This is a genomic window from Streptomyces sp. NPDC026515 (assembly GCF_055567595.1).
In genome coordinates this window covers 47,783-64,945 of the sequence record NZ_JBVHQD010000028.1, presented here as the reverse complement: position 1 = coordinate 64,945, position 17,163 = coordinate 47,783, and the positions used below count along the sequence as shown (strand labels likewise).

The 17,163-nt window shown below is 71.3% G+C and carries 24 protein-coding genes; 7 read left to right on the top strand and 17 right to left on the bottom strand.

Features of this window, described 5'->3' with window-relative positions:
• Positions 1-28: 28 nt before the first annotated feature.
• From ACZ4O3_RS39240 to ACZ4O3_RS39215, 6 genes are all read right to left on the bottom strand, one after another.
• Positions 29-604 (bottom strand): heme-binding beta-barrel domain-containing protein, encoded by a 576-nt coding sequence (locus ACZ4O3_RS39240; protein WP_362713528.1) that lies wholly within the window; start codon positions 602-604, stop codon positions 29-31.
• 221 nt (positions 605-825) lie between these two features.
• Positions 826-1,677 (bottom strand): hypothetical protein, encoded by an 852-nt coding sequence (locus ACZ4O3_RS39235; RefSeq protein ID WP_467726991.1) that lies wholly within the window; start codon positions 1,675-1,677, stop codon positions 826-828.
• Entirely contained in the window at positions 1,674-2,582 is a 909-nt protein-coding gene (locus ACZ4O3_RS39230) for a hypothetical protein (RefSeq protein ID WP_467726990.1), read from the bottom strand. The genes ACZ4O3_RS39235 and ACZ4O3_RS39230 overlap by 4 nt, the downstream gene beginning before the upstream one ends.
• Positions 2,579-3,319 (bottom strand): hypothetical protein, encoded by a 741-nt coding sequence (locus tag ACZ4O3_RS39225; RefSeq protein ID WP_467726988.1) that lies wholly within the window; start codon positions 3,317-3,319, stop codon positions 2,579-2,581. The genes ACZ4O3_RS39230 and ACZ4O3_RS39225 overlap by 4 nt, the downstream gene beginning before the upstream one ends.
• 96 nt (positions 3,320-3,415) lie before the next feature.
• Complete coding sequence (locus ACZ4O3_RS39220; protein WP_362713536.1) at positions 3,416-3,775, bottom strand: DoxX family protein; 360 nt, start codon at positions 3,773-3,775, stop codon at positions 3,416-3,418.
• Positions 3,772-4,254, bottom strand: coding sequence for a cupin domain-containing protein (locus tag ACZ4O3_RS39215; RefSeq protein ID WP_362713538.1), 483 nt, complete (start codon positions 4,252-4,254; stop codon positions 3,772-3,774). The genes ACZ4O3_RS39220 and ACZ4O3_RS39215 overlap by 4 nt, the downstream gene beginning before the upstream one ends.
• Positions 4,255-4,343: 89 nt before the next feature.
• On the opposite strand from ACZ4O3_RS39215, the gene ACZ4O3_RS39210 reads away from it, so the two are divergent.
• Together ACZ4O3_RS39210 and ACZ4O3_RS39205 are read left to right on the top strand one after the other, a co-directional pair.
• The gene (locus ACZ4O3_RS39210) at positions 4,344-5,264 is read left to right on the top strand and encodes a LysR family transcriptional regulator (RefSeq protein ID WP_467727034.1); all 921 of its coding nucleotides are present in this window, start codon (positions 4,344-4,346) and stop codon (positions 5,262-5,264) included.
• Positions 5,265-5,273: 9 nt separating this feature from the next.
• On the top strand, positions 5,274-6,419 hold the full coding sequence (locus ACZ4O3_RS39205; RefSeq protein WP_467726986.1) for a serine hydrolase domain-containing protein: 1,146 nt from the start codon (positions 5,274-5,276) through the stop codon (positions 6,417-6,419).
• On the opposite strand, the gene ACZ4O3_RS39200 is transcribed toward ACZ4O3_RS39205, so the two are convergent.
• Complete coding sequence (locus ACZ4O3_RS39200) at positions 6,394-6,597, bottom strand: DUF397 domain-containing protein (protein WP_467726984.1); 204 nt, start codon at positions 6,595-6,597, stop codon at positions 6,394-6,396. The two genes, ACZ4O3_RS39205 and ACZ4O3_RS39200, sit on opposite strands and share 26 nt — an antisense overlap.
• Positions 6,594-7,436 (bottom strand): helix-turn-helix domain-containing protein, encoded by an 843-nt coding sequence (locus ACZ4O3_RS39195; RefSeq protein WP_467726982.1) that lies wholly within the window; start codon positions 7,434-7,436, stop codon positions 6,594-6,596. The genes ACZ4O3_RS39200 and ACZ4O3_RS39195 overlap by 4 nt, the downstream gene beginning before the upstream one ends.
• A gap of 176 nt (positions 7,437-7,612) precedes the next feature.
• On the opposite strand from ACZ4O3_RS39195, the gene ACZ4O3_RS39190 reads away from it, so the two are divergent.
• Positions 7,613-7,987, top strand: coding sequence for a hypothetical protein (locus tag ACZ4O3_RS39190; protein ID WP_467726981.1), 375 nt, complete (start codon positions 7,613-7,615; stop codon positions 7,985-7,987).
• A gap of 23 nt (positions 7,988-8,010) precedes the next feature.
• A complete protein-coding gene (locus ACZ4O3_RS39185; RefSeq protein WP_046732507.1) occupies positions 8,011-8,373 on the top strand; it encodes a DsrE family protein in 363 nt (120 codons plus the stop codon).
• 21 nt (positions 8,374-8,394) lie between these two features.
• Here the strand turns inward: ACZ4O3_RS39185 and ACZ4O3_RS39180 are convergent, their stop codons facing one another.
• On the bottom strand, positions 8,395-8,796 hold the full coding sequence (locus tag ACZ4O3_RS39180; RefSeq protein ID WP_362713548.1) for a winged helix-turn-helix transcriptional regulator: 402 nt from the start codon (positions 8,794-8,796) through the stop codon (positions 8,395-8,397).
• Positions 8,797-8,903: 107 nt separating this feature from the next.
• On the opposite strand from ACZ4O3_RS39180, the gene ACZ4O3_RS39175 reads away from it, so the two are divergent.
• Positions 8,904-9,749 (top strand): NAD(P)H-binding protein, encoded by an 846-nt coding sequence (locus ACZ4O3_RS39175; RefSeq protein ID WP_467726979.1) that lies wholly within the window; start codon positions 8,904-8,906, stop codon positions 9,747-9,749.
• 20 nt (positions 9,750-9,769) lie between these two features.
• Here the strand turns inward: ACZ4O3_RS39175 and ACZ4O3_RS39170 are convergent, their stop codons facing one another.
• The 8 genes from ACZ4O3_RS39170 to ACZ4O3_RS39135 form a co-directional block, all read right to left on the bottom strand.
• A complete protein-coding gene (locus ACZ4O3_RS39170; RefSeq protein ID WP_351708939.1) occupies positions 9,770-10,033 on the bottom strand; it encodes a DUF3099 domain-containing protein in 264 nt (87 codons plus the stop codon).
• 90 nt (positions 10,034-10,123) lie between these two features.
• The gene (locus ACZ4O3_RS39165) at positions 10,124-10,411 is read right to left on the bottom strand and encodes a DUF1416 domain-containing protein (protein ID WP_003991226.1); all 288 of its coding nucleotides are present in this window, start codon (positions 10,409-10,411) and stop codon (positions 10,124-10,126) included.
• Between the two features lie 33 nt (positions 10,412-10,444).
• The gene (locus tag ACZ4O3_RS39160) at positions 10,445-11,284 is read right to left on the bottom strand and encodes a sulfurtransferase (protein ID WP_362723978.1); all 840 of its coding nucleotides are present in this window, start codon (positions 11,282-11,284) and stop codon (positions 10,445-10,447) included.
• A 117-nt stretch (positions 11,285-11,401) separates the two neighbouring features.
• Entirely contained in the window at positions 11,402-11,482 is an 81-nt protein-coding gene (locus ACZ4O3_RS39155) for an Ms5788A family Cys-rich leader peptide (RefSeq protein WP_350751515.1), read from the bottom strand.
• Positions 11,483-11,695: 213 nt separating this feature from the next.
• Positions 11,696-12,433 carry an LmeA family phospholipid-binding protein gene (locus ACZ4O3_RS39150; protein ID WP_467726977.1) on the bottom strand — a complete coding sequence of 246 codons (738 nt, stop codon included), beginning with the start codon at positions 12,431-12,433 and terminating at the stop codon, positions 11,696-11,698.
• Between the two features lie 141 nt (positions 12,434-12,574).
• Positions 12,575-13,666: a hypothetical protein gene (locus ACZ4O3_RS39145; protein WP_362723972.1), complete on the bottom strand. Its 1,092-nt coding sequence runs from the start codon at positions 13,664-13,666 to the stop codon at positions 12,575-12,577.
• A 9-nt stretch (positions 13,667-13,675) separates the two neighbouring features.
• Positions 13,676-13,930 (bottom strand): MoaD/ThiS family protein, encoded by a 255-nt coding sequence (locus ACZ4O3_RS39140; RefSeq protein WP_362723969.1) that lies wholly within the window; start codon positions 13,928-13,930, stop codon positions 13,676-13,678.
• Positions 13,931-13,976: 46 nt separating this feature from the next.
• Positions 13,977-14,813 carry an alpha/beta hydrolase gene (locus ACZ4O3_RS39135; protein WP_362723966.1) on the bottom strand — a complete coding sequence of 279 codons (837 nt, stop codon included), beginning with the start codon at positions 14,811-14,813 and terminating at the stop codon, positions 13,977-13,979.
• A 178-nt stretch (positions 14,814-14,991) separates the two neighbouring features.
• Here ACZ4O3_RS39135 and ACZ4O3_RS39130 point away from each other — a divergent pair, with 178 nt between their 5' ends.
• Positions 14,992-15,780 (top strand): response regulator transcription factor, encoded by a 789-nt coding sequence (locus tag ACZ4O3_RS39130; RefSeq protein WP_362723964.1) that lies wholly within the window; start codon positions 14,992-14,994, stop codon positions 15,778-15,780.
• A gap of 107 nt (positions 15,781-15,887) precedes the next feature.
• Positions 15,888-16,910, top strand: a complete 1,023-nt coding sequence (locus ACZ4O3_RS39125) for a LacI family DNA-binding transcriptional regulator (protein ID WP_384987314.1) — start codon at positions 15,888-15,890, stop codon at positions 16,908-16,910.
• Positions 16,911-17,163 lie beyond the last annotated feature (253 nt).

The window sequence follows — 17,163 nt, the reverse complement described above, 5'->3', positions numbered from 1 at the left end:
GGACCACTCGGCCGTGACCACTTGGCGACTACTTGAAGAAGGCGATGCCGTCGTCCGGCATGTCGCTGGGGAGGGCCTTGGCCCAGCGCTCGACTTCCTCGGGCGTGACGACCTTCTTCAGGTGCGCGGACATGTACGGGCGCAGCTCGACCTCGGGGGTCTGCTTCTCGCCCACCCACATCAGGTCGCTCTTGACGTAGCCGTACAGGCGCTTGCCACCGCTGTACGGAGCGGAGGCGGCGGTGCGGGCCACGGCGTCCGTGACCAGGTCGATCTGGGGCTTCTTGTCGGCCATCTCGCCGTACCAGATCTCGATCACACCGTCGTCGCGGGTCATGGTGACCTCGACCCTGCGGTTGGCGTCGATGCGCCAGAAGCCGTGCTCGGTCTCCAGCGAGCGCACCTTGTTCCCGTCGTTGTCCAGCACCCAGGTCTGGGAGTGGTACTCCAGGAAGTCACGCCCGTCGTGGCTGAAGGTGGCCTCCTGGCCGAAGTTGCACTTCTCCGAACCCGGGAAGTCGTGGACGCCCGCACCGGCCCACTTGCCCAGCAGGAAGGCGAGCGGTACCAGGTCCTTGTGCAGGTCGGACGGAATCTCGATCATGACGGCGGTTCCTAGGCGGTGGGGATCAGCGCTGGCCCTGGTACAGCTTCTTCACGGTCAGTCCGGCGAAGGCGATGACGCCGACGCAGACCAGGACCAACAGGGTTTCGAAGAAGATCTCCACAGGTGCTCCTTGAGCGAGGGTGGGCATACGTACAAGAGCCGGGCCCCAGCTTACGCGGCCGGGGCCCGGGACTCCTGGCGAGGTACGCCCCCCGGGCTCAGGACAGCAGCTCGCTCTGCAGGGTGACCGTCTGCTCGAAGGGGACGGCGAGCGCGCCGCCCTTCCGGGACTGGACGATCACGCCGACGGTGTCGCCGGTGGCCAGGAAGGCCTGCCGGACCTGCGCGGCGCCGTACGGCTTCAGTTCCGTGTACGGGACCATCAGGACGTCGTCGCTGCGGGCCTTGCCCGGGAACTTCTGGTCGAGTTCGTACTGGTCGCCGTCGCGCAGTGCGTAGGCGGGCGACGAGTAGCTCATGAACTGGTGGTTGAGCAGATCCTCCGCGACGGCGGCCGTGTCGAACTGGAGGAGGTAGATCCGGGTGTGCGTGCCGTCGGTGGTGGTCCAGCCGCGTGCGGTGATGTGCCGCAGGCCGTGGTCGACGAGCTTCTGGCGCAGTCCGACGCGGTCGGCCGCGGTGAACTCCGCGAGGAACGTGCTGGTCGGCAGCCAGCCGTCGGCCCCCTTGAGCGCCGTGTCGGCGGTGGCGCCGGCCGGCGCCGGGAGGACCAGTTTCCGCAGGTCGGCGAAGTGGCTCCCGGCCGGGTTACGGACGTCGTCGTTCGGCCCCGGCTTCCCGGGCGGGAGCGGCGGCCGTACCAGGGTGGGGTACGTCCAGCGCCCGTCGGAGTGGCTGCCGAGCCCGGGCACATCGGTCCGGTCGGCCCGCGTGACGCCGTAGGCCGTCCCGGCCCCGGCGACCGCGAAGGCGGCGACGGCACAGACCCAGCGGAGCGTGGCCCGCAGCACGCGCCGGTCCTTCTTCGGGGGCGGGGGCGGGACCTCGCCGAGGCCCTCGAGGTCTTCGAGGTCCTCGGGGACCTCCGGCCGGTTCGTGTCCGTGGTCATACCGTCGCCCCCGGCTCCTTGATGCGGTCGAGCTGTGCGCGGAGCATGCCGGCCGCGCTCTCCTTGTCCAGCGGCTTGCCCCCGGTCGCCGTGGCGGTGACCAGGATGTCGCCCACGTAGCCGGTGCAGAACATCGAGTCGAGCTTCTCGTCCGAGTCCGTCGGCGGCAGGAAGCAGGAGGTCGAGTCCTTGTACCCCTTGACCTCCGGGCCCTTCCGGAACACCTTCAGCGCGTCGAGGAGCTCCTGCTGGACGGTCGCCATGGACCGGACCGTCCGCTGGTTCCCCATCCGGGCCAGCACGATCTCCATCGTGTACTGGTGGCCGGACGTCCCGGCCGTGTTCACGTAGCTGCGCATCGCCATGCCCTTGACCGGGTTCCGGTCGAGCTGCCGCTCCAGCGCCTGCCGCTGCGAACGCGGCAGGTCCTTGATCGACTGCTCGCGCAGCAGGGTCGCCTGCCTGCCGGACAGTGCGACGTCCGACCCGAACTCGGCCGTGTCCGGACCCCGCCGGTAGGTGTCGGTGCCGTACGGCAGCAGCATCCCCTGAAGGCCGCCGGGGCCGGCCGCCTTGCTGTCCTTGACGGCCTTCGGCATGCTCCACAGGGGAGCACCGGGGTCACGGTCGGCGCCCCGGACGGTGACGACGGTGCCGGCGATCCCGGCCAGCACCGCGGCGGCCAGGACACCGGCGCCGGCCACGTGGGCGATACGGCGCCGGCCACGCGTCCGCGTCTCCGCACCCGCGGGCTCCACATCATCGGCGACGCCCGCACCGACGGCACCCGGCTCGGCGACCGCCGCGTCGACGGCACCCGGCACCGCGGCACCCACGTCCGTGGCACCCGGCGCCGGGGCGGCTGTGAGGGCGGGGAGTTCGGGTGATTCCGGGTTCTCGGTCACAATCGCTCCATCTGCCGCTTCGCCAGATCCAGCACCTTCGTCCTCGGGATCGGCTTCGTGTCGTAGATCCAGATCTCCATGGCGATGTCCCCGCGCCACGCGTACGCCTCGGCGGAGTACTGGCTCACGCCGTAGAAGACGTCGGGCTTCCCGTGGACGTATGCCCTGCCGTCACCCGTGCCGGGGATCGGCCAGCTGTCGGTGTCATCGGCCTGGTCGGCGAAGTAGTACGCGTTGTCCGCCGCGTCGGCGGCCTCCGTACCCGTCTCCTGCTGGCGGTACTGGACCAGCCGGATCTCGACGTCGAGGTCGCCGTTCTCCCGCCAGTCGGTGACGGCCGCCCGGCGGAACTCCCTCGTGCCGACCAGGTTGCGGAAGGCTTCGGCCGGGTACTTGTACGTCTCCGCGAGCTCACCCGCGTCCATCCACCCGTCGCTGCCCGGCGGGTCCTGCCACGCGCGGGCCCCGTTCGGCCTGCTCAGCAGCAGCTTGCGCAGGTCGCCGTCGACCTTGACCTTCCGGTCCTGGGCCGCCGAGAGCGGCTCGGGGCCCGCGCCCTCGGCCTGCGCGACGGACGGCTGGGAGAGCGGCGGCAGGGCGGTGGGCTCGCGGCCGGCCTGGACCAGGTAGCCGACGCAGGTGCCGGCCACGACGCCGAGCACGGCGGCGGTGGCGATCAGTACGCCGGTACGACGGCGCCCTCGCGGTCTTTCGGGTGGTGTGTCTGGCGCGTCCAACGGACCCCCTGGGGAGACGGGAGCGCGGATTCCTTGATCCGCGCGTCACAGGAGACCCGTGGCCCACTCACTGAGTTGTACAACGATGAATCACGATCAGGACACCGCCGCGAGCCAGGCGGCAGCCGCCGCCATGAGCAGCAGCGTGCCGTTGAGGGCGACCTGACGGTCCCCCGTCCGCAGGTGCACCCGGATCGCGCCGAGTTGCAGAACGACGAACCCGATCGCGGCGGCCACGGCCGTCCAGGGGGCGACGCCGGTCAGCCGCGGGAGCACCAGGCCCAGCGCGCCGAGCAGCTCCACGGCCCCGAGCGCCCGCACGGCCGGCATCGGCATGCCGTCCACCCACGCCATCAGCGGCCGCAGCCGCTCCCGGCTCCGGACGGCCTTCAGCCCGCCCGCGTAGAGGTAGAAGAGGGCGAGCAGTCCGGCGACCGTCCAGTAGGCGGCGCTCATGAGGCGGGCTCGGTGGCGTAACGGCTCATCACCTCGGCGTTCGCCCCCGGGGTCAACGGCTCTCCGGACGCGTACAGGTCCCGCAGCTCCCGGAAGTACCCCACGTACAGGCCGGGGGTGAACGTACTGAGCATGACCGCCGGGGCGTCGGTGACGTTGGCGAAGGTGTGCGGGGCTCCGGACGGCACCATCACCAGGGTGCCCGCGGTGGCGTCGTGCTCGTCCTCCCCGACCGTGAACCGCACGGAACCGGAGACGACGTAGAAGCCCTCGTCGTGCCCGGCATGCCGGTGCTGCGGCGGCCCGGGGGTGTGCGGCGCGAGCACGGACTCGGCGACGCCGAGCCGGTGGCCGGTGGTACGGCCGTCCTCCAGCACCCGCATCCGTGTGGTGCCGAGGACGAGCACCTCGCCGTCGTCCGGGCCGACGACGGACACGGCGGGATCATCGCGGTGGCCGCGGTGGTCGTAAATCGTCATGCCCCGATTCGACGGCCGGGACCGTACGGCTGTCCAAGACCTGTTCCGCCCCCTCGATACCCGATCGGTATCGTGGCTGCATGGAGCGGATCGAGCTACGGACCCTGCGCTATTTCGTGGCCGTCGCGGAGGAACTCCACTTCGGCCGGGCCGCCGCACGGCTCCATATGAGCCAGCCCCCGCTGAGCCGTGCGATCAAGGGGCTGGAGGGCGAGGTCGGCGCGGCCCTCTTCGAGCGGTCCCCGGCCGGTGTCAGTCTCACGCCCGTCGGAGCCGTGCTCCTCGACGAGGCCCGCGCGCTCCTCGACCAGGCAGACAGGCTGCGGGTGCGGGTCGCCACGGCGACGGGTGCCGCCACGCTCACCGTCGGCCTCCTCGGCGACAGCACGGATCCCGGGGTACGCCGGCTCGCCCGCGCCTACCGCGACCGCCACCCCGGCGTCGGGATCCGCATCCGCGAGACCGACCTCACCGACCCCACCTGCGGACTGCACGCCGGACTCGTGGACGTCGCCCTCACTCGCGGACCCTTCGACGAGACGGGCCTGGTGGTGCGGGAGCTGCGGGCCGACCCGGTGGGCGCGCTGCTCCGCGCCGACGATCCGCTGGCCCGCCGGCAGAGCCTGACGCTGGCCGACCTCGCCGACCGGCAGTGGTTCAGGTTCCCGGAGGGCACGGACGGCCGCTGGCAGTCGTACTGGAACGGCGGAGTGGTGCGGGAGGGGCCGGTGGTGCGGGCGATCCAGGAATGCCGGCAGGCGGTGCTGTGGAACGGCACGGTGGGCATGACGACGACGGGCCACGAGCCGGGCGCCGGGCTGGTGACGGTGCCTGTCGTGGACATGCGGCCGAGCCGGGTGGTGGTGGCATGGGTCGCGCAAGACGCCAATCCTCTGCTACGGCCGTTCGTTCAGGTGGCGATCGACGCCTACCGCGACCACGACCTGGGGGATATCCCCCGCCCGGATCCTGGGGTGGACCGGATCGCGCCCCGGCCGGGGCGCACATAGCGTTCGGCCATGATGCAGACTCCGCGAAGGCTCCTCGCCCTGGCCCTCGGTGCCGCCGCCCTGCTCTCCTCCGGGGTGGCCGCCGCCTCATCGCCCAGGGACTCCTTACAGCGGGACACCGAGGCGATCCACGCCCTCGGCGTCAGCGGTGTGCAGGCCCGCGTGACCGCGCCCGACGGCCGGCAGTCGGTCGCCACCAGCGGCACCGCCGATCTGGACACCGGACGCCCCGTCCCCGCCGACGGCTACTTCCGCATGGCCAGCACGGCCAAGACGCTGGTCGCCACCGTGGTCCTCCAGCTGGAGGCCGAGGGCAGGCTGTCCCTGGACGACACGGTCGACCACTGGCTGCCGCACGTCGTCCGGGAGAACGGCAACGACGGCCGCCGGATCACCGTCCGCCAACTGCTCCAGCACACCAGCGGCATCCATGACGACCTGCCCGGATACACCACGCCGGAGGAGTACTACCAGCAGCGCCACGACGTCCACGGCCTCCGCCGGCTCGTCGCCCGTGCCGTGGCCCACGCGCCGGACTTCCCGCCCGGCGAGGGCTGGGCGTACTCCAACACCGGGTACGTCCTGCTCGCCCTGATCGTCCAGGAGGCCACCGGCCACCCCGCCCACCAGCAGATCGAGGACCGCGTCCTACGCCCGCTCGGCCTCGACCGGACCCGGTGGCTGGGCACCTCGCCGGCGCTTCCCCGGCCGCACGCCCAGGCCTACCAGTACTTCGGCCCCGGCTCCCGGGTGGACGTCACCGACCAGATCCCGGTGGACCCCGAGAACCTCTCCTGGGTCACGACCACCCGTGACGAGAACCGTCTCCTCCGCGCGCTGCTCGCGGGCCGCCTGCTCCCGGCGCGCCAGCTGGCCGAGATGAAGCGGACGGTTCCCGTGAACGCGGAGGTCCAGCAGCTGTGGCCCGGCGGCCGATACGGACTCGGCCTGGTCGAACGGCCGCTGAGCTGCGGCGGAAGCTACTGGAGCCACGAGGGCGGGGACGGCGGCTACATCACCCTCAACGGCGTCACCGGCGACGGCAGGCGCAGCGCGGTGGTCTCCATGTCCGAGGCCCGCGGCGACACCCCGGACCACATCCTGGCCCAGGAGAACGCCGCGAGCGCCCTCATCGACCACGCGCTGTGCGGGTGACTCCGCCGACGAAGGCCGACCAGGCACGGGCCCCGAAGACCAGCGCACCGCGCTCGGGGGCCTTGCTGTCACGGACGGGGACGAGGGAGACGAGGGAGGGGTGAATCGCGGCGACTTCGAGGCACTGGCCGCCGTCGGAGTTGCTGTAGCTGCTCTTGCGCCACGTGAGACTGCTCAAGTCGATGACCCGCACGGCACTTCCTCCAACCTACGCAAGATGAACGTCCGCGACTCGGCGGGGCTCAACGCCAGGTCACGTACGGCATCATAGGTGCGGTGGAGGCCCTCAACCCTGTTTGTTTCCTCTACCAGTTCGCCCCGTACGTCGTTTTCGGCATACGCGACGGTGCGGCCTTCGGACAGCCGCAGGAACATCACGTCGGTGCTCGCCAAGCCGTGCAGCCCCGTACCGAACGGCAGCACGTGCAGCGTGATGTTCGGGCGCTCTCCCGCTGCCACCAGGTACTCCAGTTGCTCGCGCCATTCCCAAGGGTCACGCAGTGAGTTGCGCAGCACGGCCTCCGAGAGGATGACGCGAAACGGTGGGGCGTGGTCGCCTTCGAGTACGGCCTGCCGTCCGATGCGCGCGACGACCTGCTGCTCCAACTCCTCGTCCCTCAAGCCTCCCGCCGCCAGCGCCTCCCGTACGTAGGCGGGCGTCTGCAGCATCCCCGGCGGACGGCTCACCGCGTAGTGCCACAGGCTCGTCGCCTCGGCCTCCAGGACCATGTACCGCCGGTACTGCTCCTTGAACTGCGAAGGATCCCCGACCGCCAGTTCCCACAGGGCCAGCAACAGCCCCGGCGCCCCGTAGTACTGGTCCAGCGCCTCGACGATCTCCGGGCTTCCCAGGCTCCGGCCGCTCTCCATCTTGCCGAAGTTGGAGGCGTCCCAGCCCAGTTCCCCGGCCAGCTCCCTCAGGCTCACTGCCCGCTCGGCCCTCAGGTGCCGTAACTCCTCCGCGAACCGTTGCCTGGGCTCCTGACTACGCCCCGTCACCACCCGCCTCTGCGGCACCGCACCCCTCCCTGGTACGCCATGGAATTTGTGGAATTAGCGCCGCCAGACGGGGAAGAACCGCTCGCCATCGGCGTGCCGACGCCACCTCCGGGCCATGCTCGTAGCAGCCTCGATACCCAGAGTAGTCCAACTGACGCATTTCGTATAGATGTTGGACGAAAGGAGCAAATGCCATGGAGCCCGGAACCCTGTTCTATGACACCGCCACCGACCAGGTCGGCGAGTACCGGGACCAGTTGGGGCCGTACGCGATGCTGCGTCCCGTCGGCGGCGGCAGGGAGTGGCAGGCCGATCCGGCGGTGCTGCGACCGGCCACCGACAGGGAGCGGCTCAGTGCCGGCGTGCGCGCGGCGAACGACCGCAGTACGTGGTGCGTGCCGTCGAGCCCGGACGACCTGAGCCGGCCGCCCCGGCCCGTCCCCGGCTGCGCCGATTGCGCGGATCTCGTCGGCAGCCGGGAGACCGCGCTGGTCGTGTACGACCACAGCGCGGCCACCGACGCGAACGTGCTGCTCCGGCAGCACCAGCGCGCGGAACACCAGCCTTGACGCCACCCGATTACGCTGCACGTATGGCGAAGAAGCTCGTGATCAAGGTGACGGCCGGGGCGGACGCCCCGGAGCGGTGCTCGCAGGCGTTCACGGTGGCGGCGGTGGCCGTCGCCAGTGGCGTCGAGGTGTCGATGTGGCTGACCGGGGAGTCCGCGTGGTTCGCGCTGCCGGGGCGGGCCGCCGAGTTCGAACTGCCGCATGCCGCTCCGCTGCCCGACCTGGTCGACTCGATCCTGGCCGGCGGCACGCTCACGCTCTGTACGCAGTGCGCGGCCCGCCGGGACATCACGGAGAAGGACGTCATCGAGGGCGTACGGATCGCGGGTGCGCAGGTCTTCGTGCAGGAGGCGATGGCGGAGGGGACGCAGGCGCTCGTCTACTAGGGCAGGCCCCGGGACCGCGCCTCAGGGGCGCGGGGAGCCCGCGTCGTCGTACCGCCGGCGGGCCGCCTCGACGTGGTCGAGGTGGCCGGCGGACCAGTCGACGAGGTGGGCGAAGAGCGGAGCGAGGGTGGCGCCGAGCTCGCTGATCTCGTACTCGACACGTGGCGGCACCTCGGGGTGGTAGGTGCGCACGACCAGACCGTCGCGCTCCAGCCGGCGCAGCCGCTGGGTGAGCACCTTCGGCGTGATGCCCTTGATACGGCGTTCCAGCTGGACGAACCGCTGACGGCCGAAGGTGTGCAGGGACCACAGGATCGGCGTGGTCCACCGGCTGAACACGATGTCCACGACCGGGGAGACCGGGCACGCCAGCTCGGGGTCGGACAGGGCGTCGGGTGCCGCCCGTCGGGTCTCGGTCGTCATGAGCCGCACCCCTCTGAGGTAGTCACTTTCCTCTAGGTACCTACTATACCGGCGCTGTTAGCGTCGCTGTCGTCGCGGAAGACCACCGGAAAATACGGGAGCTGGACATGATCGTGGTGACGGGTGCGACCGGGAACGTGGGCCGGTCGCTGGTGGCGGCCCTGGCGCGGGCCGGGGAACGGGTGACGGCGGTGTCCCGGGGGATCGCTCCCGTGCGCCTGCCGGGCGGGGTCGTGCGGATACGGGCCGACCTGGCCGAACCGGAGAGTCTGCGGCCCGCGTTGGCGGGTGCCGAGGCGCTGTTCCTGCACGACGGCGGCACGGGCGGACACGGGTTCGACGCACGGGCCGTGCTGGCGGGGGCCCGGGACGCGGGGGTGGCGCGGGTGGTGCTGCTCTCCTCCCAGGGCGTGGTGACCAGGCCGGACTCCCCTTCGCACGGCGGGGCGATGCGGGCGCTGGAGGACGCGGTGCGCGAGTCGGGCCTGGCCTGGACGATCCTGCGGGCCGGCGGCTTCGCGTCCAACGCCTACGCCTGGGCGGAGTCGGTGCGCACCGAGCGGACCGTGGCGGCGCCGTTCGGTGACGTCGGGCTCCCGGTGGTGGACCCCGCGGACATCGCGGAAGTCGCCGCGGTGGCGCTGCGCAAGGACGAACACACCGGCCGGATCTACGAGTTGAACGGACCGGCGGCCGTCACGCCCCAGCAGCAGGCCGAGGCCATCGGTGCGGCGCTCGGCGAGCCGGTCCGGTTCGTCGAGCTGACCCGGGCGGCGGCCTACGCGCGGATGACGGCGTTCATGCCGGAGCCGGTGGTGGCGACGACGCTGGCGGTCCTCGGCGAGCCCAACGCGGGCGAGCTGCGGCTGAGCCCGGACGTCGAGGGGGTGCTCGGCCGGCCGCCCAGGACCTTCGCCACGTGGGCCCAGCGCAACGCCGAGGCGTTCCGGTAGGCCGGGCGGCGTGCCGGGCCTCAGGGCCGGGGGCGTTTCTTCCCGTCCAGCTCGTCCCACCACTCGTCGGACTTGGGATCGCCGGAGGGGTCGTCCCACCAGCGGTCGTCGGGTCCCCGGCGATTCGCGACCATCGCGGCGACGGGCGGGATGACCATGGCCACCACGCACATCCCCACGGCGGCGGGGACGGACCAGATGCGCACGACTCCCCAGGCCAGGACGAAGAGACCGATGCAGATCCCCATCATGACGAAGTAGACGCGACGTCGCCGGGCGAGCATGCATCCAGGGTAGGTCGGGTGGGCGGACACGGCGCAGGGGCCGCACCCCGGGTCTTCGACCCCGGTGGTGCGGCCCCTGCGTCCAGCTGGTCAGACCGCGATCGCGACCTCGGCCAGGCCGCCCTGCTGGGCGACGACCGTGCGGTCGGCGGTGGCGCCGGGAACGAGGGCGCGGACGGTCCAGGTGCCCTCCGCCGCGTAGAAGCGGAACTGTCCGGTGGCGGAGGTGGGAACCTCCGCGGTGAACTCGCCGGTCGAGTCGAGCAGGCGGACGTAGCCGACCACGGGCTCGCCGTCCTTCGTCACCTGCCCCTGGATCGTGGTCTCACCGGGCTTGATCGTCGAGGCGTCCGGGCCGCCGGCCTTCGCTCCACACATACGGAAACTCCAGAGGTCTTGAAAGGTCGGGGCTTACTTGCCGGCGCCGAGCTCGATCGGAACGCCGACGAGGCTGCCGTACTCGGTCCAGGAGCCGTCGTAGTTCTTGACGTTCTCGACACCGAGCAGCTCGTGCAGGACGAACCAGGTCAGCGCGGAGCGCTCACCGATACGGCAGTAGGCGATGGTGTCCTTGGCGAGGTCCACCTGCTCCTGGGCGTAGAGCTCCTTGAGCTCGTCGTCCGACTTGAAGGTGCCGTCGTCGTTGGCGTTCTTCGACCACGGGATGTTCCGGGCGGACGGGACGTGGCCCGGGCGCTGGGACTGCTCCTGCGGCAGGTGGGCCGGGGCGAGCAGCTTGCCGGAGAACTCGTCGGGGGAACGGACGTCGACGAGGTTCTGCGTGCCGATGGCCGCCACGACGTCGTCGCGGAAGGCGCGGATCGCGGTGTTCTGCGGCTTGGCCGTGTAGGTGGTCTCGGTGCGCTCCGGGACCTCCTCGACCAGCTCGCGGGCGTCCAGCTCCCACTTCTTGCGGCCGCCGTCGAGGAGCTTGACGTTCTCGTGGCCGTAGAGCTTGAAGTACCAGTAGGCGTAGGACGCGAACCAGTTGTTGTTGCCGCCGTACAGGATCACCAGCGTGTCGTTGCCGATGCCCTTCGCCGACAGGAGCTTCTCGAAGCCCTCCTGGTCGATGAAGTCGCGGCGGACCGGGTCCTGCAGGTCCTTGGTCCAGTCGATGCGGATCGCGCCGCGGATGTGGTTCTTCTCGTAGGCGGACGTGTCCTCGTCCACCTCCACGATCGCGATGTCGGCGTTGTCCAGGTTGTCCTGGACCCAGTCGGCGTCGACCAGGACGTCGCTGCGGCTCATGCTCTTTCTCCTCCGGGGCAGGTGCGGCGGTGCGTGCGAATGCGGGGGTGCGCGTGGGCGCGCACGGATGCCCTCAGCGGGAGGGCAGGGGGGATGCGGAGGCAGCGGCCTCCACCGTCAGAAGGGGCGACAGAGCATGGCGGCGACGCGGCACAGGTCGACTGCCCGCCGCTTCGTGAGATCCGCCTGACGCTTCATGGGCTCGATCGTAGGGACGGATGACCGGGCATGTCACCGGCATGTCGCATGATGAGACACGATCGTCCGGATTGTGGGACGAGATCCGGCTCGGCGGCATGCCGGGACCGCGGCCGCCCCACCGCACCCTTCACCACATCTGCGGTACGGACGCCCCTGTCTCGACAGATGGACGGTCCCCGGCCGCCGGACCGGCGGCCGCCGTGCCGCCTTCTACCCGGCGAGCCGGACGTTCGAACCCTTCACCCCGATCTCCACACCGTCCGGCGCCGCCTGCACCCTGTCCAGCTGGATGCCGCCGGGGAGCTGACTGATCGCCTGCTGGAAGTCGGAGGCCTGCCGGAACCGGTCCTCGACGAGGCTGACCCCGGCGAGCTTGGGCAGGTTGTCGGCGTGCACCTGCACGGTGTCGTCCTTGACGGCGACCGTGCTGAGGACGTTGACCTTCTGGTGGGCGCCCACCCCGGGGACGGTGACGTCGAGGGTGACCTTGATCTTGCCGTTGCCGCCGTCGGCGAGACCGACGACCTTGCCGGTGAAGCCGAGGCCGAGGTCGGTGGGCTGGGTGTCCACGTTCTTCAGCAGCTCGGCGTAGGAGATGAGCGCGGTACCGGTCGCGGTCCGCGCGGTGGCGGAGCTGTAGTCGCCGGTGAAGGTGACGCCCTTCATGTCGGCCTTCAGATCCTCGATCCGGATCGTCTTGCCCGCGGTGCCGGTGGTGGCGTCGTAGTCCTTGATCCCGACCTCCACGTCGTCCAGCGTGCCGCCGGCGACCTGGGTGAGGAACGGGAAACCCTTGATGGAGACGTCGGGGTCGCTCGCGAGGTTCTCCGTCGTCTTCAGCTTGCCTGCGGCCTCCCCCTCGGCGAAGTGCACGGCGACGCGGTCGACGACCACGAAGAGCACGCCGAGGATGACGACGACGATCAAAAAGATACGCAGGGCTCGCATGGTGGTGGGGTCCCCCGGGTCGGCGTTCGATAACGGCGGGTTCACGCTAACCCTGACCCGGGCGACAGCCGGGAATTTGTCGAACACCTGTGACAGGTTTGAACATCAGGAGGCCCGGGGGCGCTGGTGAGCCGGCCGGGACTACCGGCCGAGCAGCCACACCACAGGTGCCGCGGCGGCCAGCGGCAGCGCCACACCCGCGGTGAAGTGGACGAACTTCGACGGGTAGTCGTAGCTCGCCACACGGTGACCGGCCAGCGCGCACGCCGCGGCACCCGCGCCGATCAGCGCGCCCTTGGTGCCCAGCCCGGTCATGTCGCCCACCGCGATGCCCGCTCCGGTCGCGGCCAGCACCGAGACGACCACCGAGGCCACCGTCGGCAGCGGCAGCGCCCGCGCCACCACGGCCACCGCGACCGCCGCCGCGCCCACCGCCGCCGCGTCCGGGTCCGCGCCCAGGAAGCCCGTCGCGATGATCGCCAGCGCGGAGGAGGCCACCGTGGCCATCAGGCCGTACATACGGGTGTCGGGGTCGGCGTGCGAGCGCAGCTGGAGGACGAGGGAGAGCAGGACCCAGATGCCCAGCGGGCCGAGGATCGCCGCCGGGGCCTGGTCCCGGCCCGCCACCAGGAGCGCGCCGTCCGCCGCCAGCGCGCCCAGGAAGGCGAGGGCGATGCCCTGCCGGGCCGGCCACATGCCGTTCAGCCGGAACCAGCCCGCCGCCGTCAGCGCCTGGAGGATCACCAGCGGGACCACCAGGGCGTACGAGGAGAGCGGGGCGGCCACCGCGAGGAGCAGGCCCAGCAGGCCCGTCAGCAGGGCTGGCTGCATCCCCGGCTCGATGATCGGCGAGCGGCCCTCCAGGCGGGCCCGCTGCGCGTCGGTGACGCGCGCGTTGCCGGCCAGGGTGGCCGGACCGTAGCCGGACCCCGGTCCGCCGGGGCCGGGAGCCGGGGGCGGGGTGTGCGTCGGCTGCTGCGCCGGTGCCTGCGGTTGCTGGGCCGCCGCCTGCGGCTGCTGCTGGGCCGGTGCGTACGTCTGCGGGGACATGTACGCCGTCTCCGCCGCCGACACCTGCGGCTGTGCCGCCTGCACCGGCGTGTGCGTCTGGGTCTCCCAGGTCTGCCCCTGCCACTGCTGGGTGGCGTACTGCTGCTCCTCGTACCCCCACTGGGGCTGGGCGGGGGGCTGCTGCTGGTACGGGTCGTAGCCCTCGTACGGCTGGTTGCTCATCGGTCTCGCTCACCCTCCTGCGAACGGCGGGAGCACCTCGACCGTGCCGCCCTCGGCCAGCCGTACCGTCTCATGCCCGCGTGTCCCCACGGGGTCACCGTCGATGAGGAAGGAGCATCGCCGCAGGACCCGCGCGAGTTCACCGGGGTGTCGCGCACGCACCGCGTCCAGCGCCTCGGCGAGGGTGTCCGCGTCGTACGGCTCCTCGGCGGTGCCGGCCGCGGCCTTCGCGGCCGCCCAGTAGCGCACCGTGACCTTGGGCATCAGCTTCCTCAAGAGACTCGATCGATCGGCTGTGTACGGGCTCAGGCTAGCCCGCCCGGGAGGCCGCCCAGTCGCCGATCCTGGCCAGCAGCCGGTCGTCGGCCGCGTGCTCGGCGTGGCCCATGCCGGGCTCCAGCCACAGCTCGGCCGTGTCACCGGCGGCGTCCGCGAGCATCCGGGGGTGGTCGACCGGGAAGTAGCCGTCGCTGTCGCCGTGCACGATCAGCAGCGGGGTGGGGGCGATCCTGGGCACCGCCTCCACCGGCGACAGCGGCACCGGGTTCCAGTCCCGGTGGTGGATACGGGTACGGAAGCCGTAGCGGCCGACCAGCCGGCCCGCCGGTCTGGTGACCAGCCAGTGGACGCGGCGCATGGGGGCGGTGCCCCGGTAGTACCAGCGGGCGGGCGACGACACCGAGACCACGGCGTCCACGCCGGGATGCAGCGCCGCGTGCCGCAGCACCACCGAGCCGCCCATCGAGAAGCCGACGGTCACCACCCGGGCGGCCCCGAAGCCCCGCGCCCAGCGCACCGCCGCCGCCAGGTCGAGGACCTCGCGGTCGCCGACGGTGGTGCGGCCGCCGGAGCGGCCGTGGCCCCGGAAGGAGAAGCTGACCACCGGGGCGTAATCCGTCAGGGCGGTCACCACCCGTCGTACATGCGGCCGGTCCACGTCGCCGGTGAAGCCGTGGGCCAGGACGAACACCAGGTCACGGGAGGGTGGCCGGGAGCCGTCGTATACGACCGAGGCGGGATCGTATACGGAATCAATGGAAATCCCGTCGTCCGTGCGCAGAAACGTCCGGATAGGAGTGCTTCTGCTCGTCTCACAGTTCGGACGAATGGCGGAACGTGCCACATGACCTGCCGGACCATTGCTCATGTGGGCTATTCTGCTGTGCAGAGGACTCGGGCAGCGCCGCCACCGGGTCCTTTTGTGCTTTCGGAACCTCTGTATACGAAGCGGGAAACTCCAGGTGACCGCGGATGTACGGGGCTCGGGAGCGCAGCGCAGTGCCCTTGCACACAGTCCTCGCAGGGACCGAGGAGGAACCAGTCTTATGAGTTCTCTGCTGCTCCTGACCAACGCCCTCCAGCCGTCTACAGAGGTGTTGCCGGCCCTCGGGCTGCTCCTGCACAACGTGCGGGTGGCTCCGGCCGAAGGCCCCGCCCTCGTCGACACCCCCGGTGCCGACGTCATCCTCATCGACGGCCGCCGCGACCTCCCCCAGGTCCGCAGCCTCTGTCAGCTACTGCGGTCGACCGGCCCCGGCTGTCCGCTGATCCTGGTCGTCACCGAGGGCGGTCTCGCCGCCGTCACCGCCGACTGGGGTATCGACGACGTGCTCCTCGACACCGCCGGCCCGGCTGAGGTCGAGGCCCGGCTGCGCCTCGCCATGGGCCGCCAGCAGATCGTCAACGACGACTCCCCCATGGAGATCCGCAACGGCGACCTCTCGGTGGACGAGGCGACGTACAGCGCCAAGCTCAAGGGACGGGTCCTCGACCTCACCTTCAAGGAGTTCGAGCTGCTCAAGTACCTCGCCCAGCACCCCGGCCGGGTGTTCACTCGTGCACAGCTGCTCCAGGAGGTCTGGGGGTACGACTACTTCGGCGGCACCCGGACCGTCGACGTACACGTACGACGGCTGCGCGCCAAGCTCGGCGTGGAGCACGAGTCCTTGATCGGGACCGTCCGGAACGTCGGTTATCGATTCGTTACCCCGGAGAAGGGTGACCGGGGCGAGCGGGTCGGCGACGAGGCCAGGGCACGGGCGGAGGGTCCAAAGCCGGAGGATGCGGACGCTTCGGCGGCCCTGGACACGGCCGAGGTACCGGCGGAGGCGTAGTGGCCGTCCGGGGGCGGCTCGGCCGCCGTCCGGACAGGGCATTGCTCCCGCAAGCCAAGCTTCGATACGCCCTGCCCAGAGCGGGTCCATCCGCGTAGACTCCGCGCGTGGCCAAGGTGACTCGGGATGATGTGGCGCGGCTGGCGGGTACGTCCACCGCCGTTGTCAGTTATGTCATCAACAACGGACCCCGGCCGGTCGCACCGGCCACGCGCGAGCGTGTCCTCGCCGCGATCAAGGAGCTGGGGTACCGGCCCGACCGGGTCGCCCAGGCGATGGCGTCCCGGCGCACGGACCTCATAGGTCTGATCATCCCGGACGCCCGGCAGCCCTTCTTCGGCGAGATGGCGCACGCGGTGGAGCAGGCCGCGTCCGAGCGCGGAAAAATGGTCCTGGTCGGCAACACCGACTACGTCGCCGAGCGCGAGGTGCACTATCTGCGCGCGTTCCTCGGGATGCGGGTCTCGGGCCTCATCCTCGTCTCCCACGCGCTGAACGATCTGGCCGCCGCGGAGATAGACGCCTGGGACGCCCGGGTGGTGCTGCTGCACGAGCGGCCGGAGGCGATCGACGACGTGGCGGTGGTGACGGACGACCTGGGCGGCGCCCAGCTCGCCGTCCGGCACCTGCTGGAGCACGGCTACGAGTACGTGGCCTGCATGGGCGGCACCGCCGAGACCCCCGCCGTCGGCGACCCGGTCTCCGACCACGTCGAGGGCTGGAAGCGGGCCATGGCGGAGGCGGGCCTGACCACGGAGGGCCGGCTGTTCGAGGCGCCGTACAACAGGTACGACGCGTACCGGGTGGCCCTGGAGACGCTGGCCGGCCCCGACCGGCCGCCGGCCATCTTCTGCTCCACCGACGACCAGGCGATCGGCGTGCTGCGGGCGGCCCGCGAGCTGCGCATCGAGGTGCCGGGGGAGCTGGCGGTGGCCGGCTTCGACGACATCAAGGAGGCGGGGCTGGCGGATCCGCCGCTGACAACGATCGCATCGGACCGTCCGGCGATGGCTCGGGCGGCGGTGGACCTCGTCCTCGACGACGGGCTGCGGGTCGCGGGGTCGCGCCGGGAGCGGTTGAAGACGTTTCCCTCGCGGCTGGTGGTGCGGGGGTCCTGCGGCTGCGGGTAGTTCCTCGGCCGCGGCCCGGTGGGGGCTTGTCGCGCAGTTCCCCGCGCCCCTTCGGGGGCGCTCACCGCGGCGCCCTGCTTTCAGGGGCGCGGGGAACTGCGCGAACGGCCCCCACCGGCCCGCACTCGCCACGAAGCCTTCATGAACGGCTTCTGAGAGACCCGCCCGACCCGCGAGAAGGTTCCTTATATCGGGCAAACGCGCTTCTCGCGGCGTTCTCAGCGGGCCCTCAGCCAGCTCTCATGGTCGCGGG